24 protein-coding genes, 4 tRNA genes and 1 pseudogene are annotated in these 26,983 nt (G+C 42.5%); 13 read left to right on the top strand and 16 right to left on the bottom strand.

The annotated features are described in order from the left end of the window. Nucleotides 1-35 precede the first annotated feature (35 nt). Complete coding sequence (locus tag CQA49_RS01135) at nt 36-1,511, bottom strand: apolipoprotein N-acyltransferase (protein WP_115574130.1); 1,476 nt, start codon at nt 1,509-1,511, stop codon at nt 36-38. A gap of 130 nt (nt 1,512-1,641) precedes the next feature. Between CQA49_RS01135 and leuC the strand changes: the two genes are divergently transcribed. The 5 genes and pseudogenes from leuC to CQA49_RS01160 all read left to right on the top strand — a co-directional run bounded on the left by leuC (nt 1,642) and on the right by CQA49_RS01160 (nt 6,204). After that, a complete protein-coding gene (gene leuC / locus CQA49_RS01140; protein ID WP_258864141.1) occupies nt 1,642-2,910 on the top strand; it encodes a 3-isopropylmalate dehydratase large subunit in 1,269 nt (422 codons plus the stop codon). Nucleotides 2,911-3,063: 153 nt separating this feature from the next. Then, nucleotides 3,064-3,555 (top strand): 3-isopropylmalate dehydratase small subunit, encoded by a 492-nt coding sequence (gene leuD, locus CQA49_RS01145; RefSeq protein WP_115574131.1) that lies wholly within the window; start codon nt 3,064-3,066, stop codon nt 3,553-3,555. 2 nt (nt 3,556-3,557) lie between these two features. After that, nucleotides 3,558-4,628, top strand: a complete 1,071-nt coding sequence (leuB, locus tag CQA49_RS01150; protein ID WP_115574132.1) for a 3-isopropylmalate dehydrogenase — start codon at nt 3,558-3,560, stop codon at nt 4,626-4,628. Between the two features lie 96 nt (nt 4,629-4,724). Then, nucleotides 4,725-4,955: pseudogene (locus CQA49_RS01155) on the top strand (glycosyltransferase family A protein); the annotation flags it as partial. A 196-nt stretch (nt 4,956-5,151) separates the two neighbouring features. Next, complete coding sequence (locus CQA49_RS01160; protein WP_115574133.1) at nt 5,152-6,204, top strand: hypothetical protein; 1,053 nt, start codon at nt 5,152-5,154, stop codon at nt 6,202-6,204. A 1-nt stretch (nt 6,205) separates the two neighbouring features. On the opposite strand, the gene CQA49_RS01165 is transcribed toward CQA49_RS01160, so the two are convergent. The 11 genes from CQA49_RS01165 to CQA49_RS09965 all read right to left on the bottom strand — a co-directional run bounded on the left by CQA49_RS01165 (nt 6,206) and on the right by CQA49_RS09965 (nt 13,788). Continuing rightward, entirely contained in the window at nt 6,206-6,700 is a 495-nt protein-coding gene (locus CQA49_RS01165) for a methyltransferase type 11 (RefSeq protein WP_115574134.1), read from the bottom strand. 20 nt (nt 6,701-6,720) lie between these two features. After that, the gene (locus CQA49_RS01170) at nt 6,721-7,044 is read right to left on the bottom strand and encodes a methyltransferase domain-containing protein (RefSeq protein WP_115574135.1); all 324 of its coding nucleotides are present in this window, start codon (nt 7,042-7,044) and stop codon (nt 6,721-6,723) included. Between the two features lie 59 nt (nt 7,045-7,103). Continuing rightward, nucleotides 7,104-7,667: a GTP cyclohydrolase I FolE gene (gene folE, locus CQA49_RS01175; RefSeq protein ID WP_115574136.1), complete on the bottom strand. Its 564-nt coding sequence runs from the start codon at nt 7,665-7,667 to the stop codon at nt 7,104-7,106. Nucleotides 7,668-7,697: 30 nt separating this feature from the next. Beyond that, nucleotides 7,698-9,029, bottom strand: a complete 1,332-nt coding sequence (locus CQA49_RS01180; protein WP_115574137.1) for an outer membrane family protein — start codon at nt 9,027-9,029, stop codon at nt 7,698-7,700. 347 nt (nt 9,030-9,376) lie between these two features. Beyond that, nucleotides 9,377-9,453: transfer RNA gene (locus CQA49_RS01185), tRNA-Asp, on the bottom strand. A 37-nt stretch (nt 9,454-9,490) separates the two neighbouring features. After that, a tRNA-Val gene (locus CQA49_RS01190) sits at nt 9,491-9,566 on the bottom strand. A 15-nt stretch (nt 9,567-9,581) separates the two neighbouring features. After that, nucleotides 9,582-9,656 (bottom strand) — tRNA-Glu (locus CQA49_RS01195). Between the two features lie 71 nt (nt 9,657-9,727). Then, nucleotides 9,728-9,803, bottom strand: a tRNA-Lys gene (locus CQA49_RS01200). 67 nt (nt 9,804-9,870) lie between these two features. Beyond that, nucleotides 9,871-11,904, bottom strand: a complete 2,034-nt coding sequence (locus CQA49_RS01205; RefSeq protein ID WP_115574138.1) for an ATP-dependent helicase — start codon at nt 11,902-11,904, stop codon at nt 9,871-9,873. Between the two features lie 42 nt (nt 11,905-11,946). Beyond that, nucleotides 11,947-12,357, bottom strand: a complete 411-nt coding sequence (gene fliW / locus CQA49_RS01210; RefSeq protein ID WP_115574139.1) for a flagellar assembly protein FliW — start codon at nt 12,355-12,357, stop codon at nt 11,947-11,949. A gap of 72 nt (nt 12,358-12,429) precedes the next feature. Continuing rightward, a complete protein-coding gene (locus tag CQA49_RS09965) occupies nt 12,430-13,788 on the bottom strand; it encodes a hypothetical protein (protein ID WP_181882570.1) in 1,359 nt (452 codons plus the stop codon). A gap of 70 nt (nt 13,789-13,858) precedes the next feature. Between CQA49_RS09965 and CQA49_RS01220 the strand changes: the two genes are divergently transcribed. Further along, nucleotides 13,859-16,552 (top strand): valine--tRNA ligase, encoded by a 2,694-nt coding sequence (locus CQA49_RS01220; RefSeq protein WP_115574140.1) that lies wholly within the window; start codon nt 13,859-13,861, stop codon nt 16,550-16,552. Nucleotides 16,553-16,563: 11 nt separating this feature from the next. Here CQA49_RS01220 and CQA49_RS01225 read toward each other — a convergent pair whose 3' ends face one another. Together CQA49_RS01225 and CQA49_RS01230 are read right to left on the bottom strand one after the other, a co-directional pair. Continuing rightward, a complete protein-coding gene (locus CQA49_RS01225; protein WP_115574141.1) occupies nt 16,564-17,799 on the bottom strand; it encodes a 1-deoxy-D-xylulose-5-phosphate reductoisomerase in 1,236 nt (411 codons plus the stop codon). Between the two features lie 12 nt (nt 17,800-17,811). After that, nucleotides 17,812-18,603 (bottom strand): phosphatidate cytidylyltransferase, encoded by a 792-nt coding sequence (locus tag CQA49_RS01230; protein ID WP_258864142.1) that lies wholly within the window; start codon nt 18,601-18,603, stop codon nt 17,812-17,814. A gap of 189 nt (nt 18,604-18,792) precedes the next feature. Here CQA49_RS01230 and CQA49_RS01235 point away from each other — a divergent pair, with 189 nt between their 5' ends. Genes CQA49_RS01235 through CQA49_RS01260 form a run of 6 tightly spaced genes read left to right on the top strand, consistent with a single transcriptional unit; the run spans nt 18,793 to nt 23,694 of the window. Then, nucleotides 18,793-20,133: a S41 family peptidase gene (locus CQA49_RS01235; protein WP_115574143.1), complete on the top strand. Its 1,341-nt coding sequence runs from the start codon at nt 18,793-18,795 to the stop codon at nt 20,131-20,133. Nucleotides 20,134-20,161: 28 nt separating this feature from the next. Continuing rightward, the gene (gene purC / locus CQA49_RS01240) at nt 20,162-20,875 is read left to right on the top strand and encodes a phosphoribosylaminoimidazolesuccinocarboxamide synthase (RefSeq protein WP_115574144.1); all 714 of its coding nucleotides are present in this window, start codon (nt 20,162-20,164) and stop codon (nt 20,873-20,875) included. Nucleotides 20,876-20,898: 23 nt separating this feature from the next. After that, on the top strand, nt 20,899-21,138 hold the full coding sequence (purS, locus tag CQA49_RS01245; protein ID WP_115574145.1) for a phosphoribosylformylglycinamidine synthase subunit PurS: 240 nt from the start codon (nt 20,899-20,901) through the stop codon (nt 21,136-21,138). A gap of 9 nt (nt 21,139-21,147) precedes the next feature. Beyond that, complete coding sequence (gene purQ / locus CQA49_RS01250; RefSeq protein WP_115574146.1) at nt 21,148-21,840, top strand: phosphoribosylformylglycinamidine synthase subunit PurQ; 693 nt, start codon at nt 21,148-21,150, stop codon at nt 21,838-21,840. Then, nucleotides 21,840-23,012 carry an SH3 domain-containing protein gene (locus tag CQA49_RS01255; protein WP_115574147.1) on the top strand — a complete coding sequence of 391 codons (1,173 nt, stop codon included), beginning with the start codon at nt 21,840-21,842 and terminating at the stop codon, nt 23,010-23,012. Before purQ ends, CQA49_RS01255 begins: the two co-directional genes overlap by 1 nt. Next, nucleotides 22,996-23,694: a 1-acylglycerol-3-phosphate O-acyltransferase gene (locus CQA49_RS01260; protein WP_115574148.1), complete on the top strand. Its 699-nt coding sequence runs from the start codon at nt 22,996-22,998 to the stop codon at nt 23,692-23,694. Before CQA49_RS01255 ends, CQA49_RS01260 begins: the two co-directional genes overlap by 17 nt. A 19-nt stretch (nt 23,695-23,713) precedes the next feature. Here CQA49_RS01260 and CQA49_RS01265 read toward each other — a convergent pair whose 3' ends face one another. Next, entirely contained in the window at nt 23,714-24,217 is a 504-nt protein-coding gene (locus CQA49_RS01265; protein WP_115574149.1) for a MerR family transcriptional regulator, read from the bottom strand. 145 nt (nt 24,218-24,362) lie between these two features. On the opposite strand from CQA49_RS01265, the gene CQA49_RS01270 reads away from it, so the two are divergent. Continuing rightward, the gene (locus CQA49_RS01270; protein WP_181882571.1) at nt 24,363-25,724 is read left to right on the top strand and encodes a patatin-like phospholipase family protein; all 1,362 of its coding nucleotides are present in this window, start codon (nt 24,363-24,365) and stop codon (nt 25,722-25,724) included. 93 nt (nt 25,725-25,817) lie between these two features. Here CQA49_RS01270 and CQA49_RS01275 read toward each other — a convergent pair whose 3' ends face one another. Continuing rightward, nucleotides 25,818-26,969 (bottom strand): ATP-binding protein, encoded by a 1,152-nt coding sequence (locus tag CQA49_RS01275; protein WP_115574151.1) that lies wholly within the window; start codon nt 26,967-26,969, stop codon nt 25,818-25,820. Nucleotides 26,970-26,983: the final 14 nt, after the last annotated feature.

Raw genomic sequence — 26,983 nt, forward strand, 5'->3', positions numbered from 1 at the left:
AGCTTCTTAGCAGTATTTTAGATTTTCAAAAATCCCTATGGCGTGATGATAAAACTTTCGCTCCCATTTGCTGCGTGTAAAATTACACTATCAAACCTGCGCGCGTAGTATTTCAAAAGCATTTTTTGCAAAGTGGGCTCGATACTTGGATAAAACCACGCATTATTGCTAATAGCCAGCACATAGCGCGGATAGTCGCGATACAGCGCTCTATCTGTCGCCTCATAGCAAATCCCTACGCGAAACTCATATCCCAAAAGCGAAATGTCCCCAAAGTCCTTGCCACGCGAAAATTCCAGCTCCTCTAGCAATGGAAAAGCCTTTTTGACAAACGCAGGCAGTGGCACATACTCGCCAAAAGGCGCTAACACGACCTTATCCACGCGCAAAACTTGAGAATCCGCAAACACAAAAAGACTATTATAATATTGAGAATCCCGCACAGAAAGCGCACCTGTGATGATTGTAATCTCTTTTGAAAGATTTAAAAGCAATTCATAAAAGCTCGGATAATTTTTCAAATCCGCCTCAAGTGAAAGCGGGAAGGCATTTTCTGGCAACACAACCACGCGTTTGTCATTATTTTTTGCTTCATAAATATGCGCGAAATTTTCAATTACAATTTCTTGCATTTTTTGCGCGCTCCATTTGAACTCCTGAGGCACATTTGTGCTGACAAGCGCGATATTTTCAAATTCCTTTGGCACGCTAGATTCCCTAAATGTCTTAAAATCAAGCGCAAAAATAAGACAAAGCGCGCCAATAATGAGCCTCGCGCGTGTAAAAGCGATAAAGCAATACAGCGCGCACACAAGCAAAGTAAAATGCAAAAAATCCACGTCAAAATAACTATAGGCTAAAAAACTCTGCACATTTAGCCAATCAAAGCCAAAAGGCGCGATAAATCCAAGCAACAACAAGCCCAAAAGGCGCACCACAAGGCATTCACAAAACGCAATAAACCAAAAAATCACCCCATAAATAAGCGCCACCGCGATGCTAACAATCGGCACAAGCGCGCTTAGCCCAATAAAGCGAAAGCTTAGCCCCACCCAATAAAAACAAAAAATCCCCACAAAAAACCCAACGCCAAAACGCCGTGATTTAGGCATACGCAAATACACATAAATGCTAAGCACGCCCAAAATGCTACCTAAAAAAAGCGGAATCTCGCGCCCAAATACACTCTCAAACAAATGCAATCCATACAAAGGCGCGCAGAAGGCAAATGCAAGGATACAATCAACTAAGATAATGAAACAAACGCGAAAGAGCTTAAAAAGACGCGGGAAAGCGGGATTGAAGGTATTTTGTGTAGGATTTGTGAGATTCTGCGCGCGTGCGGGATTTTGCGCTAAATTTTGTGCGAGATTCCTAGAATCTTTAGAATCCAAAGAAGTGTGAAAAAAAATCCCACAAAGTTTTGCAAACAAAAATTCTATATTTTTCTCAAAACTCGGAATCTCCGTGCTTTCTCTAAACTGACGCATCGCTGTAGTAAGTTTTTTCATAACAAAATCCCCAAATTTTTTGCGTATTATAAAATAAAATTAAAAAATATGTTTGAAAAATCTAAGCCTATATAAAGCGCAAAATGCTACAATCGCAATTTTTAAAGAAGCAACACAATAAGGATAGAAAATGAGTGCGATGACGATGACACAAAAGCTTTTGGCGCATGCAGCGGGGAAAGATTCCGTAAAAGCGGGCGAGCTTATCATGGCAAAGCTTGATATGGTGCTGGGCAATGACATTACCACGCCTGTGGCGATTAACGCCTTTAAAAGCGCGAAGTTTGAGAAGGTATTTGATAAAAGTAAAGTTTCGCTTGTGATGGATCACTTCGCGCCAAATAAGGACATAAAAGCCGCCACACAAAGCCAGCAATGCCGACATTTCGCGCAGGAATTTGACATTAAACATTACTATGATGTGGGAAATATGGGCGTGGAGCATGCACTTTTGCCAGAGCAGGGAATTGTCACAATCGGCGATGTGGTGATTGGCGCGGATTCTCACACTTGCACTTATGGCGCACTTGGGGCATTCTCTACAGGTGTGGGAAGCACGGATATGGCTGTGGGTATGGCAAGTGGCAAGGCGTGGTTTAAAGTCCCTAGCGCGCTCAAATTTAACCTCACCGGCAAGCTCAAACCCTATGTGAGCGGGAAAGATGTGATTTTGCATATTATCGGGCTCATCGGCGTTGATGGCGCGCTGTATAAAAGTATGGAGTTTAGCGGTAGCGGGCTAAAAAATCTTAGCATCGATGATAGGCTATGTATCGCAAATATGGCGATTGAAGCAGGTGCGAAAAATGGGATTTTTGAAGTCGATGATGTGACAATCGCCTATGCGAAGGGCAGGAGCAATCGCGAGTTTAGAATCTTTAGCGCAGATGAAAACGCAGAATATGAGCGCGTGTTTGACATTGACTTAGGCGCGATTGAACACACCGTGGCTTTTCCGCATTTACCAGAAAACGCGCGCACCAAAGAGCAATGGGGCGAAATCAAAATCGATCAAGTCGTCATCGGCTCATGCACAAATGGGCGCTTTAGCGATATGGAGGCTGCAGCAAAGATTCTTTCCGGCAAAAAAATCGCCAAAAACACGCGCTGTATCGTAATCCCCGCCACGCAAAATATTTATTTAGAATGCATTGCAAAAGGGCATTTAAAAACCTTCATAGAAGCGGGCTGCGTAGTCTCAACGCCAACTTGCGGACCTTGCCTTGGCGGACATATGGGGATCTTAGCCGCGGGGGAAAAATGCGTCTCCACCACAAACCGCAACTTCGTCGGGCGCATGGGACACACCACAAGCGAAGTGTATCTTGCCTCGCCTGAAGTCGCCGCCGCAAGCGCAATCGCTGGAATCCTCGCCGCACCTGAAGATGTGCTTGGGTGAGAAACTAGCGTTCTTAATTACCCTTAATATTAGGGCACAAAAATTTTGCAGATTCCCTTTATCATATCTTGCCACCCATGTGAGAGAATTTAAGGCTTTTATTGTAGAATAGCGCGAAAAAATCCTCTTAAAATTTCCCCTCAAGGAGTAACAATGAAAATACAAGGTTTTGCGCATAAATACGGCGATAATGTCGATACAGATGTGATTATCCCCGCGCGCTATCTCAACACCACCGACAACAAGGAGCTTGCAAGCCACTGCATGGAGGATATCGACAAGGAGTTTGTCAAAAAAGTGCGGGCGGGCGATATTATGGTTGGTGGCTGGAACTTTGGCTGTGGCTCGAGCCGAGAGCACGCGCCAATCGCCATTAAAGCAAGCGGGATAAGCTGTATCATCGCAAAATCTTTCGCGCGCATTTTCTATCGCAACGCCATCAACATCGGGCTTGCCATTATAGAATCCCCTGAAATTGCAGATTCTATCGCAAATGGCGATGAAGTGGAGATTGACTTTCAAAGTGGCATTATCACTAATCTTAACACGCAAAAATCCCACGCCACAGAGCCTTTCCCGCCTTTTATACAAGAGATTATCAACGCAAATGGCTATCTCAACTGGATCGCCGCAAACAAGGAGTAGCAATGCAAAAGACAATCGCGCTCATTAGGGGCGATGGCATAGGTCCAGAGGTGGTAAATCAAGCGCTCAAAGTGCTAAAGCGCGTGGAGGAGAAGTTCGGACATAAGTTTGTCTATAACGATGTGTTTGCTGGAGGTGCGGCGATTGATGCGTGTGGAGAGTGCCTACCACAGGAGAGTATTAAGCTTTGCAAGAAAAGTGATAGTGTGCTTTTGGGCGCAGTAGGTGGGGAAAAGTGGGACAAAGAGCCAAGCCACAATCGCCCAGAAAAGGCATTGCTTAGAATCCGCAGTGAGCTTGAAGTCTTTGCAAATATCCGCCCAGCCACGCTTTTTGCGCAATTAAGAGAATCTAGCCCGCTGAAAGCCTCAATTTTGGAGCATGGGATTGATTTTGTTATCGTGCGCGAGCTCACAGGTGGCGTGTATTTTGGCGAGCACTCGACGCAAGGAAACGCAGGAAATCGCGTGGCAAGCGATAATATGTGCTATAGTGAATCTGAAATCGAGCGAATTGCTCGCGTGGGCTTTGAGCTGGCGCGCAAGCGGGGCAAAAGGCTCACAAGCGTGGATAAGGCAAATGTGCTAGATTCCAGCAGGCTGTGGCGCGAGGTGGTGGAGCGCGTGCATAGGGATTTTAGCGATGTGGAGCTAAGCCATATGTATGTGGATAATGCGGCGATGCAGATTGTGCGCGCGCCCAGCCAGTTTGATGTGATTTTGACGGAAAATATGTTTGGCGATATTTTGAGCGATGAGGCGAGTGTGATTACAGGCACGATTGGTGTGATCCCATCTGCTTCGCTAGGGCAAAGCAAAATCGGGCTGTATGAGCCTATACATGGGAGCGCGCCGGATATCGCGGGGCAGGATTTGGCAAATCCACTTGGCACGATTTTAAGCGTGGCGATGATGTTGGAGCTTTCATTTGAGATGAAAGATGAAGCGCAAGCGGTGCAAAAAGCGGTGCAAAAGGCGCTAGATGAGGGCTATCGCACCGCAGATATGATGAGCGAAGGGAAGCAGCGCGTGGGTTGTGAAAAAATGGGCGATTTGGTAAGCCAAAGAATCTAAAAGGGAGATTCTAAGATGTGCAATAATTTTCCCGCTGATTCTCAAAAACCCTCTTCCCAACCCAGTGAAAAAAAATCTACCCCCAAAGTCGGCGTCATCATCCCCATCTACAATGTAGAACAATACTTAAGAGAATGCCTAGATTCTGTAATTAATCAAACTTATAAGAATCTAGAAGTAATCTTAGTCAATGATGGAAGCACAAGAAAAGAGAATCTCAAAATTGCAAAAGAATATGTTTTAAAAGATTCTCGCTTTATCCTCTTTGATAAAGAAAATGGAGGATTAAGCAGTGCTAGAAATGTAGGGATTGAATATTTTAGTGGGAATATAAAACTGCAAAAAAGTAATATTAATGGTATTGCAGAATCTGTAGATTCTAATCACCCAAATAATGAACTAAGGGGGGGGGGATAATACTAACTTAAAAGCTAAAGATTCTTTAGATGCTTTTACTAATTCTTTAAATTCTCAAACTTCCTTAGATTCTTTAGATTCTCAAAATTCTATTTCTCAAACCTCTTTGGATTTTAACTCTTTAGATTCCACTTCCTTAGATTCTCTGCAAACTTATGAGGTTATAGATTCTAATCCTTATCATATTAAGAAAGTCTATACACAAGCTAACAATACTATAAACTCACAAGATTTTCAAACAAATATAGAATCTACAAAAACAACACAATCTCAACCCATTGACTACATTATCTTTTTAGATTCTGATGACTACCTCGACCATGCATGTATCCAATCCTGTATAGAATCCAACATAAACAATCAGGCGCAGATAATTTTTTATGAGGACGCCTATATCTTTGATGGTATAGAGAAGCAAACGCTTTACACATGGCAGGAAACTTGTGGCTTTAAAAAAGCAACTTTTATAACACCATCTATTTGGTTGGATAAAACCATACAGACAAAAGCGGATTATTTTGGCGTTACACGCGGGGTTGTGATTGATTTTAATTTTCTGCAAACCATTAAGCTTAAATTTTTAAATGGTATTTATCATGAAGATATACTTTTTGGTGTGATACTTTTTATGCAGGCTAAAAATATTTTAATTTTGCCAAACAAATATTACTACTATCGCCTGCGTGCTGGTAGCATTTGTAATTATGGTAGCATAGCGGTTAAAATACCCTTTTATTTGGAAAAAATTTTGCCTTATTTTAACGGTAGCACAAAACTTGTAAGTCAATATAATTTGGCTAGCTCATGGGCGCTAATTGCTTTGCATACACTAGAGTTTTTGCAAAATTTTGCGGATAAAGAATTAGCGCAAAGTTTTGAAAAAGCCTTTATGCCTTTTTATGCAAAGCAGTTTTTATTACTCTTTGAGTGCAGGGCTGATCCACTAAATTTGCGTCCAAAATTTCCACTTTTATTGCCTTATTTAGAAAACACACCTTTAAGCTTTTATGAGAGAATCTTAGCTTTTCACCCACTTTTACGACCAATTGCAGTGAAAATCCATCATTTCTATCTATGGCAAAAAGACTTAGAGAGAAGGTTTAGGTGGTGGAGAAAAGGGAGAAAGGTAAAGTGCAAACTAGGCAAAGCAGCTAAATAAGCTACTTTATACATTCCATATAAAGGCTTGAATCTCCTTTGTATGGGCTTCCATCGGCATTCATATCGAGCAAATATGTTTCAAAATTTGGAATATCAGAGGTCTTAAAATCAAGCACCTTTATATCCCTAAAGCCCACAGAATCCAGCACGCGCCAAAGCGAAAACGCATCATACATCCACTTGTGTCTTTCACCAATGCTCGTGGCGATAAACACCTCATCGCGCAGTGAGCGTGGCACAAGTACGCGCAAGGTTTTGAGATAAAGAGAAAGAAATTTGTTAAAGATTTTATCTTTCGTAATTTTTGCAAGTTTTGTGGTTTGTGGCTGTTGAGATTGCGCTAAAAGGTCATCGCCCACGCGCTTTTTGATAATATTTGCGAGCTTAGTGTTTTGTGTTTGCTTGACTTTCTCAAAACAAGCGAGCATCTCCCCGCCACTTTTTATCCTCACCATTTGATCGAAAAGCTCAATAAGCAACCAATCATAATACATCTCTTCATCTTGCGTGGGCTTTACCCCCCCCCCCCAATTAGAGGCTTAAGCTTATTTAGGCTTTGCAGGTAATTGCCGCAAAGATTCTCTAAATCTGGCACGACAATACGCAAAATCCCATTAGGTTTCAAAATGCGCTTTATTTCAGCGAGAATCTTGCGTGCATTCTCTGGTGTCAAATGCTCCAAAAAATGGCTGCTATAAGCCACATCGAAGTAATTTTCTTTATAGGGTAATTGAGAGAGCAAATTAACTTTTTTTACATTTTTATCAATCGGGCTAAAGTCGATATTCTCCCAGCCCTTAGCGATTCTCGCCCCACAGGCAAAGTTTAGCATTTTCATAATTTCTCCTTGAGATTTCATTTAAAGCGCGTATTATAGCATTTTTGCATGCTAGATTCTCACTTCACCAACTGCATAAATTCCGCGCGGGTGCGGGGGTCGCTTTTAAAAAGTCCGCGTAGTGCGGAAGTGATGATGATAGGATTTTTTTGCACGCCACGCATACTCATACAGAGATGGCGCGCTTGCGAGGTGACGATGACGCCTTTTGGCTTGAGCGTATCAAGGAGGCATTGCGCGATTTGCTCAGTTAGCGTTTCTTGAATCTGCAGTCTTCGCGCATATGCCTCCACCACTCTAGCCAGTGCGCTAAGCCCAGCGATACGCCCATCAGGAATATAGCCGATGCTAATGTGCCCAAAAAAGGGCAATAAATGATGCTCGCACATGGAATAAAACTCAATATCCTTGGCAATCACCATTTCATCGCATACGCCCTCTTGAAAAGTCGCGCCCAGCAATTCCTTTGGATCCTGCTTATAGCCACTTAATAAATCGCTAAAAGACTGCACTGCGCGCTGTGGTGTTTGCTTCAAGCCCTCACGCGCGGGGTTTTCACCGAGATTCTCACAAAGTGTGTGAAAAAATCCGCTAAACTGCTCTAATAAGCGATCATTTCCCATGGTTAGCCCCTTTTAGTGTTTGTAAAATGCCTAAAAACTATGCGCGATGTAAAAGAATATGTGGCTTCTATCATCTGTGCGCTTTTGTGTAAGTCCGCCGGTGCTATCGATCCCGCCTGTGCCACCATTGACTGTATAGTAGCCGACAATCGGATTGTAGCCGGCTTTTGTCGTGTCGATAAAGCCTTCAAGCTTCCCGCCCACGCTGATATCTTCGCGGATTTTGTATTTGAGGATAAGTGCGAGGCTAGATTCCGCGCTTCTAGGGGAGTTTGTCCCGCGCGCGAGAATCTGCCAATCTAGCGCGCCATGCGTCGCGCCCACAAAGCCAAAGCCTGTAAATGCGTCTTTACCCACGATGTCATTGAGCGCTGGTCCTTGCTCGTATGCGCTTGCTGTCCAAATGTCAAGCAAGGCGTTGAGCGGGCTTCCCCAAGTTCCGATGAGCGCGTTTGCATTGCCAAAGTTTTTGTAAATCCCTGCGCCAAAGGAGAAATTATTAACTTGAGTTTTTATATCCACCAAAAGCGAGGCAGTGCTTGATTCTATAGTGCCCCAATTGCGCCCTAGTGCGTTAAAGCCGGCGTTTTTTTGTGGGAAAAGTGCATTAGCTTTGATGATGGTGCGCACGCCACTGCCATCAAATTGCGGGTTTGTATCATAGCTTAAACTTATGCCGGGGGCTGTAAATTTCGTAGGCACGAAGTAGGTGAAAAGTGATGTGCTAAATCCGCCAAATGTCGCATCGACACCAAATGCGTAGGTTTGGCGATTATGCCCTTTGGAATCTTGCCCATGCACGCGGAAAAAGTCATTAAACCATTGATTGTAGGCAAACGCCCTGCGGTTAGACCAAAAGCCCCAAACTTTAAACGCGCTAAAGGTTATGTAGCCCTCAGCGCCTTGATTGTAGCCGCTAAAGTATGTGCCTACTTTGCCTGCTTCATAGCGTCCAAGTTTGAGATAGACATTGCTAGAGTTGTATTGCACGAAGGCATTTTGCACCATGTAGTTTTGTATCGTGCCTGTGTCTGCTTTGAGACCAAAATATGAGTTTTGCACGGGCGTGCCTACGCCATTATTTGTGGTTGCTGGGGCGTTGGCAGTAGAGTCAAAGGCAAGTCCGCCTATCGCACCGCCAAGCCCGACTTCAAGCCCTGCGCCCAAATCTGCGTTGATATTAAGCTGGCTAAAAAGCGTTGTGAAGCTTTCAGTTGGCGCGATGCCTCTTTGGATATTGAGCGCTTGATTGTTAAAGCCCCATTTTGTGAAAGTCTCTGCCGTGCCACTCACTTTGTAGTCAAACGCGTGCAATGCGCTTGCTATCGCAAAAGGCACAAGAGAAAAGATAAATTTTTTCATGTCCGCTCCTCATTAATTATTTGAAGTTGAAAAGTTCGTAGTCCAAGGCAGAAGTCTAGCAAAAAGTTTAAAAGGTATTGTCTATTTTGCGAAAATATGCTAGAGGGGATTTGATTTTTGTTACTTTATTGCATAAAATTTTAAATTTTTTTGGGTTTGTAAAGTATATGTTATCTATTTGTTATCTTTAAGTTATTTGTGAAAAATTATAGATTCTCTAGCGCTAAATGCGGGACTTTTAAGCTGTGTTTGAGAATCAAATGTTTAAGAACACGCTTTGTGTGGATTTTTGCAAAGATTTTACTTAGATTATAAATCGCGAGATTTTAAAAGCAATGCCTAAAAAGTGGCGGAACGGACGGGGCTCGAACCCGCGACCCCCTGCGTGACAGGCAGGTATTCTAACCAACTGAACTACCGCTCCAAAACATATTCCACAAGATTCTTAAAAAGTTACAAAGTGGTGGTCGCTATAAGACTCGAACTTATGACATCCACCTTGTAAGGGTGGCGCTCTACCAACTGAGCTAAGCGACCAAAGGGAAATAAAAGTGGTGACCCCGAGGGGACTCGAACCCCTGTAGCCACCGTGAAAGGGTGGTATCCTAACCGCTAGATGACGGGGCCACTTTTATTTAAAAACACCAAAGCTAGAAAAACTTAAGAGAATCCTAAAAACTTTGGAAAATTAGAAATGGTGGTGACCCGTGTTGGATTCGAACCAACGGCCCATTCCTTAAAAGGGAATTGCTCTACCAGCTGAGCTAACGGGTCATTTGATTAAGTAAAAATAAAGGTGGCTGTTTAAAAGGCAAAATTATAGTGATTTTATGCGCCTTTGTCAAGAAGTTTCGCTCCCTTTTTGCAAAAGATTTGCTTCATACAAAAAACGCGAGGGCGCATAGTCAATGTTTTTGAGCGCATCTTTGAGCGCGTAAGAAAGAATGAGATTTTCCTTCGCACGCGTGAGCGCGACATAAAAAAGCCGCCGCTCCTCTTCAATGCTCCCGCCCTTATTTACAAGCTTAATATTTGGGAATCTACCCTCCATCAAATCCACCACATACACATCTCTAAACTCTAGCCCTTTGCTTGCATGCACGCTTAGCAGATTCACGCCATTGCCTTCACTCGCTTCCGTTGAGATAAGCACCATCGCATTTAGGAAGCTTGGCATATCTTGATAACTACGCGCTAAGTCGTGCAGTAGAGAGATTTTGCGCGCGATATTTTCCTTTGCCTTTTCCTCCCTTTGGGAATCTATGCTGCCATCTTTATTTTTTGCGCGCTCAATTGCGAGTGTTTGCATGATTTTTTGAAAAAATGTGCTTTGTGAAATTTGCAAAATAAGGTGCTTTGGGACTTTTACTTCTTTTGTTTGGGAAAGTAAAAGGTAAAATTCATTGAGAAACTCCGCACTTTGGGCATTTAGCTTTGGGTGTTCAAAGAGTGGGTGCGAGGCGAAATTTTTATCTAGCAGCGCATTAAAACGCTCCTTTGCTTGCAAAGCAAAAAAATCATCAAAAAGCCCAAGTTGCGTGTTTTTTGCCTTTTGCTCGAAACTTCTCACAGAAAGATTTGGCGCAAAAAGTCCCTGCAATGCGTTGCCTTCACCAAGTCGCAGTAAAGATTCAAACAAATCCCTTGCCACCGCGCTTCCTATGCCTTTGCCATAGCTTAGCGCGTTGATATACGCCATCATATCGCTTTTATGCGTGATAATCGCGCATAAATCAAGCAACAACACAACCTCTTTGCTTTCAAAAAAGCTCGAGCTTCCTTTGCGCTTGCATGGGATATTGAGCGTCCTTAGGCTGGCTTCTAGTCCATCAGCGCTTGAGTTATTGCGGAAAATGATTGCGATATCAGAATGCGTGTGCTTGCTTTGCGCGATTGCCTGCGCGATCCCTTGATATTGCAAAAACAGCTCATCAAAGCCCAAAAGTTTTGGCGCTTCAAAATTCCCGCTTTTAACGACTTCAAGCTTTTTGGGGTAGATTCTCTCATTGTGTTCGATGACTTTGTTTGCAAGCGCGAGAATCTGCGCGCTGGAGCGGTAATTTTTACTTAAACTAAAAACCCTTGCATTTTCATAAGTGCTTGCAAAACTGCTAATAATGCTAATGTCCGCGCCATTAAAAGCATAAATGCTTTGGTCGTAATCGCCCACGCAAAAAAGGCTTTTTGGCTGCAATGCTTTAAGGATAGAATCTTGTAAGGGATTAGTGTCTTGGTATTCATCGCAAAGCACCTCGACGAAATCTGGCGTCTTTTGGCTAATCGCCTCGCGATAAAGTAGCAGTAAATCGTTATAATCCGCGTAATGATGGGCTTTTTTAAGCTCGCTAAATTCCGCAAGCACATCTTCATAAATAGCCGTGTAGTCCTCTTGTTGTGGTTGCCTTTTGGTAATCCACTCGCCAAAGCTCCCGCTAAAACTGCTATTAACAAAAAGCGAGTAAATATCATAAAGATATTGGCTTGAGTAGGGCGGTTGGCTTGAGCGATTGAGAAAAACGCGCTTTTCATAGAGGCTTTTAAAAAGCACTTTGAGCTCTTTTGGCTGTTTTAAGCGGATTTGGGAATGTTGCTTTAAATAGCGATACGCCACAGCGTGGAAAGTGCCAGATTCTATCTCGCCAGCAACTTTTGGGCTGAAAAACTTGCCCACGCGCTCAATCATTTCTTGGCTTGCTTTGTTTGTGAAAGTTAGTAAGAGAATCTCCTTTGGCGCGACACCACTTTGCAAAAGATGAGCGATTCGCCCAACAATCGTAGAGGTTTTTCCCGTGCCAGCCGAAGCGATGATGAGATTATATCCGCGTGGCGCGCTTGCAGCAGCGCGCTGTTCTGCGTTTAGAAGCGAAATAGGCATTAGCTAGAGCGTAGATTCCAAAGTTATTGGGCTTTGTGGCTTTTATGGACGCAAAGATTCTAGCAATTCTTTTGGTAAAAATTCTTTGATAGGCTTTGTAATGCCAAAGCTCGGATAATCTTTGAGATTTAGCACCACTTGCGCGGCGTATTTTTTGCTTGGATTAAACACGATTGGTGAAAGGAAGCTCACTTGAGAATCTTCAATCGGGCTTTGCACCACAAGCACGCAATACACCTCGATTTTATCGCTTTCTTTTAAATCTAGCATTAGCTCTGTAGCGGTAGGAATGCTAAAGTTATATTCCTTCAAAAGCGCGTAAGGATTAATCAAAATAAGCCCCATCGAGCCATCAAGCGCGCTAATCTTGCAAAACACATCATCGATTTTTTCAAACTCCACCTGCGCGACATTTTCAAAACCTAAAATTGGCGATTTGACTTCATACTGCATGGATTCTCCTTTATTTTGGCTATAACCCCATGATTATAACACAAGATTAAGATTTTTAATTTTTTGACGCGCTTAAAATTTTATCTTTTTCACAAATTCTTTCACTGGCTTCTCCACTTCATCTTTCATTGTGTTTATATCGCATTCTCCACCAGTGCAAATAAAGCCTGTGTCTTCTTCATAATAATACCCATGCCCTGAAAAGCGTGAAGTATCACTTAAATATCCTAAAGTTTCAGTTATATCACTTAGCTTATCTTTAAATTCTTTTGGGAAAAAGGTATCATAAAGCTCAAAGTTATGAAGATATTTTATAGAAAAAATATCAAGGAAATAAGGCTCTGAATCTGAATACTCTCCTTTTATCAAGTCCGCGCTATCTTGCAAGGTGTTTGTAGCAAGAAGCAAGATTCCCATAAGATACACTCTTTGCACGCAAGCTTGCCTTTGCTCTTGGGTTTTAAAACCATAACGCACTATGCTTAAATATGCATACAAAGGCACTCCATTATCGCCTAGTATCTCATTTGTCTCTTGCACCTCTTTTTCGTCATTGTTATAATCCAGAAAAAAGCAACGCATATTATCTCTATATTCTAAAAGATTCTTATTAAATGTTTTTAAATTTGCCCTTGTTTCCTGCCCTAGCTTTGTATCTTTTGGAATGCTATTAAGTATGCCAAAATAAAGTTTTGAATAAAGTTTGTCTAAACTCGCTGTTTCTTTATTGCTACAAATAAGCTTTTCAACCTCACTCTTTGCCTTCGCGCAGTCAAAGCTAGGCTTGGAAAGCTCATTTGTGTGAGCGATGAGTTTTCCTGTTTTATCTATGAGGTTGTCTTGGGCTGCTTTTTTGATGATTTTAGATAATAGAAATTCTTTATCTGAATTGATAAGCTCATAATATTCTTTAGGATTAGTTGAAAATATCTCATCAAAGATATATTTATATTTAGGATTATCATAGATGAAATTTGTCATTTTTTTGAAATATTGCAAATATGCTTCATCCTCTGCTTCGCCTATATTTGTTGTTAGATTTATAGGATTAGCACCTTCTGGTATATGTCCCAATTTAATATTTTCATTCCAACTGGTTTCTGCTTCTTCCATCATTTCTTGTTTAACTTCAACCATATCTTTAATCAGCTTTTCAAATTCTTTTCTATCTTTAGCATCAAGTTTTGATCTGATAAATTCAATATAGCTTGAATAAAAATTATTCTCTATCAAGATGTATTTATCGCTATAATCACTAAATACGCCAACACCAGTATCACTGCATATATATATCTTAGTATTATCACTTAGCAATATGTCGCACTCAGCGGGACTCATTTTCTCGTATTCTTGTTGATTAATCATCTCATCAAGATCTAAAGCCTCAAACCATGTAAAGCTTAAGATTAAAATCACAAATAGTTTTTTCATTCTTTCTCCTTAGATTTTTAGCTATAATCGCAAGCTTAATTATACAACACTAAGACTTTAAGGCGCTTTTATGCAAGAAAATCTTTCAATACAAACCAAAGACACAAATCCTACCACCCAAAAGGGCTACAATCCCGCAAGCATAGAATCTCAAATTTATGAGATTTGGCAGAAACGCGGATATTTTGAAGTAGATAGAAGTAAGAAAAAAAATTTTTGTATTATGATGCCCCCGCCAAATGTCACCGGTGTGCTACATATCGGGCATGCGCTGACTTTGAGCCTGCAAGATATTATCACGCGCTATAAGCGCATGGATGGCTATGCTACGCTTTATCAACCCGGAATGGATCATGCCGGGATTGCTACGCAAAATATCGTAGAAAAACAGCTTCTTGCAAAGGGCATAAATAGACAGGATTTAGGCAGAGAGGCATTTTTGCAAAAAGTGTGGGAATGGAAAGAAGAATCTGGCGGGAAAATCCTAGAGCAAATGCGAAAGCTTGGGATTTCGCCAGCATGGAGTAGGCTACGCTTCACAATGGATAAAGGCTTGCAAAATGCGGTGAAAAAGGCGTTCGTGCATTGGTATAATCAAGGGTTTATCGTGCAAGATTCTTATATGATAAATTGGTGCGTGCATGATGGCGCGCTAAGCGATATAGAAGTCGAGTATGAGGAGAATGAGGGCAGTTTGTATTATCTGCGCTATTTTTTGGTTGAGAATCCTAGCGAATATGTGGTCGTCGCCACCACGCGCCCAGAAACATTTTTTGGCGATAGCGCGGTGATGGTAAATCCACAAGATTCTCGCTATAAGCATTTGGTAGGGAAGTCTGTGCGCCTACCTTTGAGCGGAAGGGAGATTCCTATCATTGCGGATTCTCATGTGGATATGGAGTTTGGGACAGGTTGCGTGAAAGTAACGCCCGCGCATGATATGAACGACTATCAAGTAGGAAAAACGCATAATTTGCCCTCACTTGTGGTGTTTGATGAAAAGGGAATCTTAAACGCGCTTGCGGGGGAATTTGAAGGATTAGAGCGATTGAGTGCGAGGGAAAAAATTATTACAAAACTTCAAGCGCTTAATTTTGTAGAAAAAATAGAATCTTATACAAACAAAGTCGGTAAATGCTATCGTTGCGGGAGTGTCATTGAGCCCTACATTTCAAAGCAATGGTTTGTCAAAAAGGAAGTCGCGCAAAATGCTATCAAGCGCGTGAATGCCAAAGAAGCGCAGTTTTTCCCGCCTGCGTGGCTGAATAACTATAATGCGTGGATGAATGAATTACGCGATTGGTGCATTTCGCGCCAGCTTTGGTGGGGGCATAGAATCCCGGTGTGGTATTGTGAATGTGGGGAAAAAATCGCAAGCGAAGTTGATAATCCCATTTGTCCTAAATGTGGCGCGCGCGTTCAAACGCAAGATCCTGATGTGCTTGATACTTGGTTTAGTTCTGCACTTTGGGCGTTTAGCACGCTTGGTTGGGGAAATGGAGAGGTTGCAAATGGTGCGAAAGATTCTGCCAACGCGCAAAATTCTCTATTTGAAAGTGACGACTTAGCGCGCTTTTATCCAAATTCTTTGCTTATCACTGGCTTTGATATTCTCTTTTTCTGGGTGGCTAGAATGCTTCTTAGCGGGGAATCTTTGCTTGGCAAGCTACCTTTTAAGGATATTTATTTGCATGCGCTTGTGCGCGATGAGTTTGGCAATAAAATGAGCAAATCGCGTGGCAATGTCATCGATCCGCTTGAGATTATTAAAAGCCATGGCGCGGATTGTTTGCGCTATTGTCTTGCAAGCCTTTGCGCGCAGGGGCGCGATATTAAGCTTTCCTACGCCCAGCTTGATTTGTCAAAAAATTTCGCAAACAAAATCTATAACGCCGCGCAGTTTTTGATGCTTTACACAAAGCAGTTGCGCCCAGAAAATCCTAATTTTTCAGAGTTGCAAGATTTTAGCACGCCACTTGGGCGCTATTTGCGCGCGCGCTTAAATGCCACAATCACGCAGTTGCGCGCCTCTCTTGAAATTTATCGCTTCAATGAGGCTACAAGCATTATCGAGCGCTTTTTGTGGAATGAATTTTGTGATTGGGGTATCGAGCTTGCGAAGGCGCAAAAAGAGGCGATTTTTGAGCTTGGCGCGATTTTTATGCAGGCGTTGAAACTCTTGCACCCATTTATGCCGTTTTTAAGCGAGGATTTGTGGCAAATGCTTAGAGGCACGCGCCTTGCGGATTCTACTTCGATTATGATTGAGCCATTCCCACAAGCAGAGCAGGGCGCGGATTCTCTTTTGGAAGCGCAGTTTGCGCGCATTAAAGATTGCATCGTGTCCTTGCGTCGTTTGAAAGCGACTTTAGAGCTTGGGAATGCCACAATCGCGCAGGCGTTTTTCAAGCTTGATATGGAAGTGGATTCCGCGCTTTTGGAACGCTTTGTATGCAAGCTTGCAAAGGTTGAAAAAATTAGCCTTGTAAATTCTAAACCGCAGGGCTGTATTAGCGATGTGGGCGAGTATGTGCAAAGTTTTGTGAAGTTGGAAGGCATTGATTTGAGCGCGATTATTACGCGCCTTCAAGCTCAAGATGCTAAATTGCAAAAAGAAATCACTAAACTTTCAGCCCAGCTAGAAAATCCAAACTTTGTGAAAAACGCCCCAGCGCAGGTTTTAGAGCAGACAAAAGCGGGATTAAAAAACGCGCAGGAATTACAACAAAAAGTGCAAAATGAGCTAAAAGCGTTGCAAGTTTAGGCGATTCTATTTTAACCACAAAACGCGAGGCTATATTTTCGCACAGCAGAATCTAGCTCTTTGATTTCCTCTAAATTTGCAAGCGCGCAGTCCTTGCTTGATTCAAACTTTTCAAGTGCATGCAAAATAATCTTTTCAATCGCGCCAAATTTAATACGCCCGCTTAAAAACGCGCTCACCGCGATTTCATTGCTTGCGTTGAGTGCCACGCCTAGTTTTGGCGCGCTCAAAAGTGTGCCTTTAAGATTCCACAATGGATAGCGCTTTGTATCAATAGGCGCAAGGGAGAGATTACTGAGCGCGCTCAAATCAAGTGGCGCGATGATATTTTGCGTGCGTGCAAGCGCTGGATTTAGCGCATAAGCGATAGGCAGGCGCATATCAGAGTGGCAAATATGCGCGCACAGCGAGCCATCGATAAACTCTATAAGCGCATGGATTAGCGAGTTTTTTTCAATCAGCGCGTTAATGCGCTCTATCCCAAAAAGCCAGCGCGCTTCTAGCACTTCAAAAAGCTTGTTTGTCATCGTCGCGCTGTCGATGGTGATTTTCTGTCCCATCGACCAATTTGGGTGCTTGAGCGCTTCTTGTGGCGTGGCATTTGCAAGCTTACCTAAAGGCATATCACGCAACGCACCCCCGCTAGCTGTGAGCAAAAGCTGTTTTATACCATTTTGCGCGGGAAAATCTTGTAGATTCTGAAAATTTGCAGAATCTTGTGTATTTTGGGAATTTTTAGAATCTTGCGCATATGGATTTTGTGGATTCTTAAGATTTTGCGCGTGTGAAAATTGCGTATTTTGCACCAAATACCACAGCCCAAAATGTTCGCTATCAATGGGCGTGATTTTATAATCTTTCAAAAGCCAGCCCGCCACGACAAGGCTTTCTTTGTTTGCAAGCGCAAGCTTTTTACCACATTGCTTTGCTTGCAAACTCGGGGCAAGCCCAGCAAAGCCAACGAGTGCATTTACAACAAGCGCACTTTGAGAATCTGCAATCATTTCTAAAATCCCAGATTCTCCGCAATACACGCTAATTTTATGCTTTTTAATAAACGCGTCATCAAGCTTTGGAAGATCTTTAGAATCTGCAATGGCAATTTTTTGTGGCAAAACCTCGCGCATTTGGGCGTTTAGCAAGTTAATATTGCGTCCAGCTGAAAGCGCCTCTATAGGCATATTGAAAGCCTTTGCAACTTTTATGGTATTGACACCAATTGAGCCTGTGCTGCCTAAGAGAATCATAAAGTTTTAAAATTACGCAAAAAATGAAAGCACAAACTGCATGCCAATCGCGCTAAATAAAATCGCATCAACCCTATCTAAAATGCCCCCATGTCCGGGCAAAATCGCACCGCTATCTTTAATCTCGGCTGCGCGCTTTAAGTAGCTTTCAAACAAATCGCCAAACACAGCCAGCACAGAGACTACAAACGCGCCAACAAGCGCTAAGGCAAAGTTAGGGAAGAATCCTACAAAAAACACACTTCCCACAACCACGCCACAAAGCACGCCTACAATCACGCCCTCAATGGTTTTCTTAGGCGAAGTGGGGCAAAATGGCGTCCTGCCAAATGCCTTCCCGCCAAAATATGCGCCTGTATCTGTGAGCGCAACTATCATAATGAGGCTTATAAGCCCCAATCTATCGAAGTTTATATACACTTCCCAAATGCAGAGAAATGGCAAAGTCGGATAGATAAAAGGCAGAAGCATTTTTGGGCTAATCTTTCTTGTGTAGGCAAGATAGGAAGCATAGAGCAAGAGGACAAAAAGCCCGCAATAAAGCGGCTTTGTGCTAAAATATGCGCCCATCCAAAGTAGCGCGCAAAAAGCATAAAAATGCCATGTGCCCTCAATCTTAAAAAGCCCAAAAGATTCTTTCACACCAAGTATAAAAAGTGCGCCCAAAATCGCCCAAGTTAGGGCTTTGTAATTTAAAAACAACACAAGCGCTAAGACTGCGATGAGCAAAAGCGCGGTAATGTAGCGCTGTTTGTTTGGGGAATTGAAAAAAAGTGCTTTGAGTTTTTGTAAAAATGCTTGCAAGAAAATCCTTTGGTTTGGAATTATTCTGAAAAATAAGTGCGTATTATAGCAAATTTTCTCTTTGAGTTTTTGCTAAAAAGTGGCGTTTTTTTGGTAGAATCCCAACCTTTAAAACAAGCATTGTATCTATTGTATAAATTTTAGCACCGCAAAAGGGTTCTTTAAAGAAAAGGTAAGGGGTTTGAAAAGATGTTTTGGCAAAAAAGCATAAGTTATAAAAGTGTAAAAAAGCTAACAGGAATTTTTCTTGTAATCGCGTGTCTTGGGCTAGTATTCAACGCAAACGCAGCAGATGATAAAGAGCAAAATAGGCTTGATGCGTATAAAAAGCTACGCAAAGTCATTAGCGCAATAGAGGAAGGCTATGTCGATGAGCTAAAAATTGATGCGATTGTGGATAAAGCAATCGATGGGCTTTTGAGCAATCTTGACGCGCACTCGGCATATTTAGATAAAAAGAAATTTGATGATTTAAAAAGCCAGACAGAGGGCGAGTTTGGTGGTATCGGGCTTTCACTTGATATGAAAGATGGCGCGCTTACCGTCGTTGCGCCCATTGATAATACGCCAGCATACAAGGCGGGTATTAAAAGTGGCGATGTGATTTTAAAGATAAATGATGAAAGCACGCTAGGTATGCCAATAGATAGCGCGGTAAATCTTATGCGTGGTAAGCCTAAAACAAAGCTAGAGCTTACCATTGTGCGTTCAGGCGAAAATAAACCGCTCACTTTTAATCTCGTGCGTGATATTATCCGCGTGGAATCTGTGAAAGTAAAAAAGATTGAGGGAAGCAATTATGCCTATGTGCGCGTGACTTCTTTTGATAAAAATGTAACGCTTGAGGTGAAAAATGGGCTTAAAGCGCTAGGTAAGGTTGAAGGCGTTGTGCTTGATTTGCGCTCAAATCCGGGTGGATTGCTCGATCAGGCAGTGGATCTTTCAAAGCTTTTCATCAAAAGCGGTGTGATTGTCTCTCAAAAAGGGCGCAATAAAAATGAAAATATCGAGTTTAAAGCAAGCGGGAGCGCGCCGTATGCGGAATTACCGCTTGTGGTGCTAGTCAATGGTGGAAGTGCGAGTGCGAGCGAGATTGTCGCGGGTGCTTTGCAAGATCACAAGCGCGCGATTTTGGTTGGTGAGCCTACATTTGGCAAAGGGAGCGTGCAGGTGGTGATCCGCCTTGATAATGATGAAGCCATTAAGCTTACTATCGCAAAATATTACCTTCCAAGTGGGCGCACAATCCAAGCTGTAGGTGTGCAACCTGATGTGCTTGTGTATCCCGGAGCTGTGCCAGAATCTAGCAATGGCTTTTCTATCAAAGAAGCGGATTTGAAGCGCCATTTGCAAGGTGAGCTTGAAAAAATCCAAGATCCTAAGGAAAGCAAAGATTCTAAAGACACACAAAAAGATTCTAAAGATTCTAAGGCAAAAATCATAAGTAGTGAAGATGTGTATAAGGACATTCAGCTTAAAAGCGCGATTGATATTCTTAAGGCATGGAATATCTTTAAGCCAAGCAAATAAATTTTAGAATCTCACACAAGGAGGGGCGATGCAAAAGGGCGCGATGTTGTATGAAGGCAAGGGTAAGAGGCTTTTTGCAAGTGAAAATGCAAATGAAGTGATTGCGGAGTTTAAAGATGATTTGACTGCGTTTAATGCCGAGAAAAAAGGTAGCGAGCAGGGCAAAGGCGCGCTAAATTGCCACATTAGCAGTGCGCTTTTTGAGCTTTTGGAAAAAGATGGCATCAAAACGCATTTTGTAAAAAAAATCGATGAAACGCATATGCTTTGTAAAAAAGTTTCAATAATCCCAATTGAAGTGGTTACGCGTAATGTCGCCACTGGCTCGCTGACAAAAAGGCTGGGCATTGAAGAGGGCAAGGAGCTACCTTTCGCGCTGGTGGAGTTCTACTACAAAGATGACGCGCTAGGCGATCCGCTCATTAATGATGAGCATTGCAAGATTTTAAATATCACCCAAGATTCTAAAGAGCTGGAGTTTTTGAAGTCTCAAGCGCGCAAGATTAATGAGATTTTGAAGCAATTCTTTTTAGAGCGCGATTTGAAGCTGATTGATTTTAAGCTTGAATTTGGCAAGGATAGCGAAGGGAATATTATTTTGGCTGATGAGATTAGCCCTGATAGCTGTAGATTCTGGGATAAAGAGACAAATCAAAAGCTTGATAAGGATAGATTTAGACAGAATCTAGGGAGCGTGAAAGTCGCCTATGAGGAAGTGCTTAAGCGCATTTTGTCTAAATAAATTCTGTGTATAAAAGGAAAATAATGCAAATAAAGGCTGTTGTGAGTTTGAAAAATGGCGTGCTTGACCCGCAGGCAAAGGCAATCCACCATGCATTAAACGCGCATGGTTTTGAATCTCTTAAGGGCGTGCGTTTGGCGCGCGAGATTGTGCTGGATTTAGATATTACCGATGAGGCGCAGGCGCTAAAAATTGCTAAAGAAATGTGCGAAGAGTTGCTTGCAAATTTGGTGATTGAAGAATATCAGATTGAGCGCGTGTAAGGAAAAAATGTGGTAGCGATTTTACAATTTCCGGGCACAAACTGCGAAAAGGACATGCAGCACGCCTACGCGAGGCTAGGGATTGAAAGCAAGATTATTTGGCATAAAGAGGAGGCGTTGCCCTCTTCTTGCGCGCTTGTGATTGTGCCGGGCGGTTTTAGCTATGGGGATTATTTGCGTAGCGGGGCGATTGCGCGCTTTTCGCCCATTATGCGCGCGGTGAGTGCGTTTGCAAAAAATGGTGGTTTTGTGCTTGGCATTTGCAATGGCTTTCAGATTCTCTGTGAATCTGGACTTTTGCCTGGTGCTTTGAAGCGCAATGATAATTTGCATTTCATCAGTCAGAATCAAACCTTGCGCGTGGTGAATACCAACAACGCTTTTTTGCAAGATTACGCGAAAGGTGCGCTTATTAGCCTTCCTATCGCGCATGCTGATGGAAGCTATTTTGCTGATGAAATATTGCTAAAAGAGCTAGAGCAAAACGAGCAGATTCTTTTGCGTTATGTGGAAAATCCTAATGGCTCAATTAGCGATATAGCCGGTATTTGCAATAAGGAAAAAAATGTCTTTGGGCTTATGCCACACCCTGAGCGCGCGATAGAATCTTTGCTCGGCGGGACTGATGGTGCGCAAATGCTTGCTTCAATCTACAAAGTCGCACAAAATAAACTCGCGCAAAAAGCAGGGGCACAAGCATAATGAAAAATTTTATTTTGTGTTTTTTGAGATTTTTTCTTTGCGCTCTTGTTTTTGGAAGCGCGTTAGGAACGCAAGCTTTAGCAGAGGAAGCTTCAACACAGAGCGCGCAGGATTTAGCAGATTCTGAGCAAGTGCGCGCAAAAATTGTTTATCTCAAAGTCACACAATCCCCGCAAGAAAGCCTCTATATCGGGCAGGAAGTGAGCGTAAGCTATGAGGCGACATTTTATGCGGGTGCGAGTTTTGTAGGCGCAAATTTTGATAAAGTAGCTCAAGATCGCATTGAGATTCTCAATAAAAACGCGCAGTGGCGCGCTATCGGGCAGGATCGCTATCAAGTAACTTATTATTTTAAGATTAAGCATGAATACGCCAGCATTCCGCCTTTAAGCGTGCGCGCATTGAGTGCGGATTCTAGCTATGAAGAGGTTGCAAGTGTTGGCGCTATCCCGCTAAAAGCGCTCAATCTCAAAACAAATCCGCGCTATATAGGCATTTTTGGCGAGGATTTCAAGGTGCTACGCCACAAAAGCAAGATTTATGATGACGCGAATAATATTGTCATTTTTGAATTCCAAGTCAAAAGCCCAAATGTGCGCGATATGAGCTTCCCAAATGCGCCAAATCAGGGCTTTGAGGAATTGCGCATGGGCGAGGAAAAAGTGGGTGCGATTTATTATGTTGTTGTGCCAAAGTCCCTGCGTGAGCTGAATTTTGAATATTTCAACCTACAAGCCTCGCGCTTTGAGAGTGTGAGTATTCCGATTGTGGTGAGTGCGGATTCTGTTAGTACGCAGAGCGATTTAAAGCCAAAGGTAAGCTATGCGCTGTTTAAGTTTGTCTTTTTGGGCTTAGGTGTCGCGCTATTTTTTGGACTTTTTCTTTGGAAGCGTAGCAAACTTGCGCTTTTTGCGATGGCGATTTTGATTGGCGTGATTGTGTATAATCTCACACTTAGTAGCTTCCAAGGCGTGCTGAAAAAAGGCGCACAGGTGAGCATTCTACCGATGAATAAATCCACAATCGTGCGCATTGTAGAATCTGATATGCAAGTTGAGGTGCTAGATTCCCGCAAGGTGAATATCGATGGTGAAAATGTCATGTTTTATAAGGTGCTAATCGGGGATTCTCAAATAGGCTGGGTAAGGAGCGCGTATGTTGTCAAAAATTAGGGGTTTAATCGCCACGCTTAGCATTGCGATTTATTTGCCTATCATCATTTTGCAGATTTATTTCACAAGGACAAAGCAAAATGGGCGCAAAGCGCGCTTGCAATGTCGCTTTTTTTTCAAGGTTAATGGCTTTCATATCGAGCGCATAGGGGAGTTTGATACAAGCGCACAGCTTATTGTGCTTAATCATCAAAGCGTGAGCGATATTATGTTTTTGGAAGGTTTTCATCCGAGCAATATTTGCTGGGTGGCTAAAAAACAGCTAGGTGAAATCCCGCTCTATGGCTATGCACTGACTTTGCCTGAGATGATTTTAATCAATAGAGAGGATAAAAGCGGGATTGTGTTTTTGCTAAAAGCGGCTAAGGAGAAGCTCGCGCAAGGGCGCCCGATTGTGATATTCCCTGAAGGCACACGCGGGAAGGGTAAAGAAAAACTGCTTCCTTTTAAGCCCGGGGCAAAAGTGCTAGCAGAAAAGCTTAAGCTCAAAATCCAGCCAATTTTGCTCATCAACACGCGCAAGATGTATGACACCGCGCCTATTTCCTCAAAGACAAACAAGGCAAGGCTTGTCGCGCTAGAATCTTTTGTGCCAAATTTTGAAAATCCACAATGGTATGAAGAGCTAGAAACATTAATGCAAGAAACTTACGCAAAACACTACGCAGAATGCAATGCGTAAGGGTTGATTTTAGGATTCTTTAGTTTGCTATATGTGCATGAAGGCGCTCGTTATATTTCCTAAATGAGCGAGGTTTTGCCACTTTGTAGAGCGTTTCATACTCTTCACTTGCAGTAAGCACAGGACCTTGCAACGCCTCGCTTTCATTGTTTCCGAGCATTTGTATCGAGTGCATTTCATCATAATACGCGATTTTCCTATCAATTACCCCAAGTATCGTATGCAGGCGCGAAATCTCCTCTAGCACATTTTGCTTTTGGCGCACAATCATATCGCGACGCTCCATAATAGTCTCATCGCCAAGCTCGGCTAGCTCGATATATTGACGCAGCTCATCTATGCTCATACCCATTTCGCGGAAGCAGTTTATCCAGCACGCCCACTCGACATCTTTTTTACTAAAATAGCGGATATTATTAGAATCTTTTTGCAACGCTGGGAATAGCCCCTTGCTCGCCCAAAAGCGCAAAGTCCTTGATGCGATGCCTGTTTGTCTTTCTACCTCAATAATCGTGTATGCCATAATTTTATCCTTAAAAAAGTTAGTTTAAAATCCTAAATTATAACAAATTTTAGCTTTTCTGGTTGATTTGTTTGCGGGATTCTCTCGCGCAAGATTTGTTATAATCGCCTTAAAATTTTAAGATTTTCTATTTAAAAGGGTAATGATGGCGAAAAAAGCGTTGGTGCTAGGCGGTGGAGGCTCTAAAGGAGCGTATCAAGTGGGCGCGTATAGGGCGCTTGTGGAGTTAGGACATAGCTTTGATTTGGTCGTTGGCACGAGTATTGGTGCGCTTAATGGCGCGCTTATCGTGCAGAATGACTTTGCGCTTTTGTGCGAGCTGTGGGAGAAAATCAGCGTTGAAAAAGTCATCTCGCATGGGCTTAATTTCACGCAAGATATGGATTATTATTTTGCAAACACGCAAAAGATTCTACCATTTCTCAAATCCTACGCGCAAAATAAAGGCATGGATACTTCCCCGCTGCAAGGGATTTTGAATAGTTATTTAAATTGGGAAAGAATAGAATCTTCAAAGCTAGATTTTGGGCTTGTAACGCTTGAAATCCCAAGCCTCACGCCCTATGAAGTGCGAAAAAATATGATGACTAAAGACACGCTCTCTTCGTGGGTGCTCGCCTCTGCATCGTGCTTCCCGGCGTTTCCGATTTTTGAGTTTGAGGGTAAAAGTTTCATTGATGGGGGCTATTATGATAATGTGCCTATTGATTTGGCTTACAAAATGGGCGCGCAGGAGGTTGTGGCGGTTTCGCTTAATTGGGATTTTGAAAGCAAATACGACACAAATCCGCTGGTGACGCACATTCGCCCTTCGATGTATTTAGGCAGTATGCTTGATTTTTCAAAAAATGCAATTGCGCAAAATATCACTTTGGGCTATTTGGAGACTATGCGCGCGTTTGGGAAGTTTGTGGGGCAGTGCTATTGCTTTGCGCCCAAAAGTATTGATGAAGCTTTAGAGGCAAAAATCCACACGCTTTTAAGGCAGATTCTCAGTCAAGAGCTTAACAAAAGCTATGAAGCCACGACGCTTTCAGCAAAGTTTGGCGCGCAAATGGCAAGCACCGGGCTTTTTTCAAAAATCACCTCGCAAACGCCATTTTGTGATAAATTACTTCAACTTGCAAATTTTCACAAAGAGCCAAAGGTGCGCTGGCAGGAAGTTTTGTTCTTTCTTGTGGAATCTTATATGAGTTTGTGCAATTTTGAGCGCACGAAGGTGTGGGATATGCGTGAGGTTTTGGCGATGGCAAGGAAGCACTTTGAGAGTGGCGCATTTAGCGAGGTGCTAGAATCTGCTAGGGATATGGATTCTGCTACGGAGACAAAGGAGGCAAAATCCGCATTTGATATGATGCTTTATATGATGCGTGGAATGGCGAGTGGCGCGCGCTTTGAGCATTTCAAAAAACAGCTTTTGGAATACAAGCCAAATGCAGAATTACTCGAGCCAAAAAGTGTGAAAATAAGCGCCTGCGTGCTTTTAGAGATTATTTTAAACCTCTAAAATATTTTTAATTGTTTTAAAACTTTTGCGACAAACTGCATATAATGTGATGACAATAAATCAAATTCGCGCAGGTGAGGTAAAACTAAAGCCTTAAAACGCCAGCTCGCCAAGCGCAAAGTCGATAAAATTGATTGCACGCCAAGAAATTTTTTGAGAATCTGCGTGTGTTTTTTGGGGATCTATTTTTTGAGAATCTTTATGCGTGGATTCTATATACTCTTTTCTCCCGCGTGCATTGTGCTGGAATTCCCCGCTGTCTTCAAAACTAAGCGTGATAATATAGGCGGTATTTTGCGTGCATTTTTGCAAGCGCTTTTCGCAAAGCTCGCGCGTAGCAAAGGGGATAGGCAAATACGCGCAGTCCTTATACACAAGCATGCCTTCCTCGTAGCTAATCGCGCCCCCGCCAAGCTCGCGCATTTTCACAAGCTCTAAAAACAGCATATTTTCAAACTGCGCGGGAATATTGTTTTCAAATTTCACAACCCAGCTAAGGCTAAAGTCCGCAAAATAGAGCTTTTTAGCAAGTTTTTGCATAGGCTCATTTGTGTGCTCAAGGCTATGCGGGACAAAAAACAGCACGCCATTTTCCTCCCATTTTTTTAGCAAAGCATAGATTCTATCTTTTGAAATTTTTGTCTGCTTTTTAAGCGCAGTGTAGATTCTATGAATACTCACAGCTTGAGCTTGAAAATGAAGTAAAAAAAGAAAAATCTCTAAATCCGCACCAAAATAAAGCTTGAGAACTTCCCTTCGGCGCTGCTCTTTTTTGTAATGCGGGGTTTCTAGCATTTCGGGCATATTGCCATCTTTAAGAAAAAAGGCAAAGAGGTTTTTTAGCGAAAAATTTTTCGCGCTAAAGCTCACAAACTCTTCAAAGCAAAGTGGCATAATGCATTTTGGCGTGAAATCACTAGGTGCATTCTCGCGCGCGCCCAGCAGGATAATATTTTGCAAGTTTGGCAGAGTGAGCGTTGGCTTAAAATTATCAAGCACAAGGACATCGAGCTTTTTTTCCAAAAACATTTTAAGTAAGTAGGTTTGCAATTGCGTAGAATCTAGCCGCACATCGTCCAAATCCAAATACATAGGCTTTTTGTAAGAGAGTGCAAATTGCAGGGCGAGCGAGGTTTTGCCTGATTTTGGTGCGCCAAAAAGAAAGGTGCGTCCGGGCAAGATTCCATAACGGCGGGGCAAAATCGTGCGATCACTAAGATTTTCTTTCAAAGCGTTAAAAATCATTGCAAACTCCGAGT

It is taken from the genome of Helicobacter sp. MIT 00-7814, from assembly GCF_003364115.1.
Lineage (GTDB): Bacteria > Campylobacterota > Campylobacteria > Campylobacterales > Helicobacteraceae > Helicobacter_F.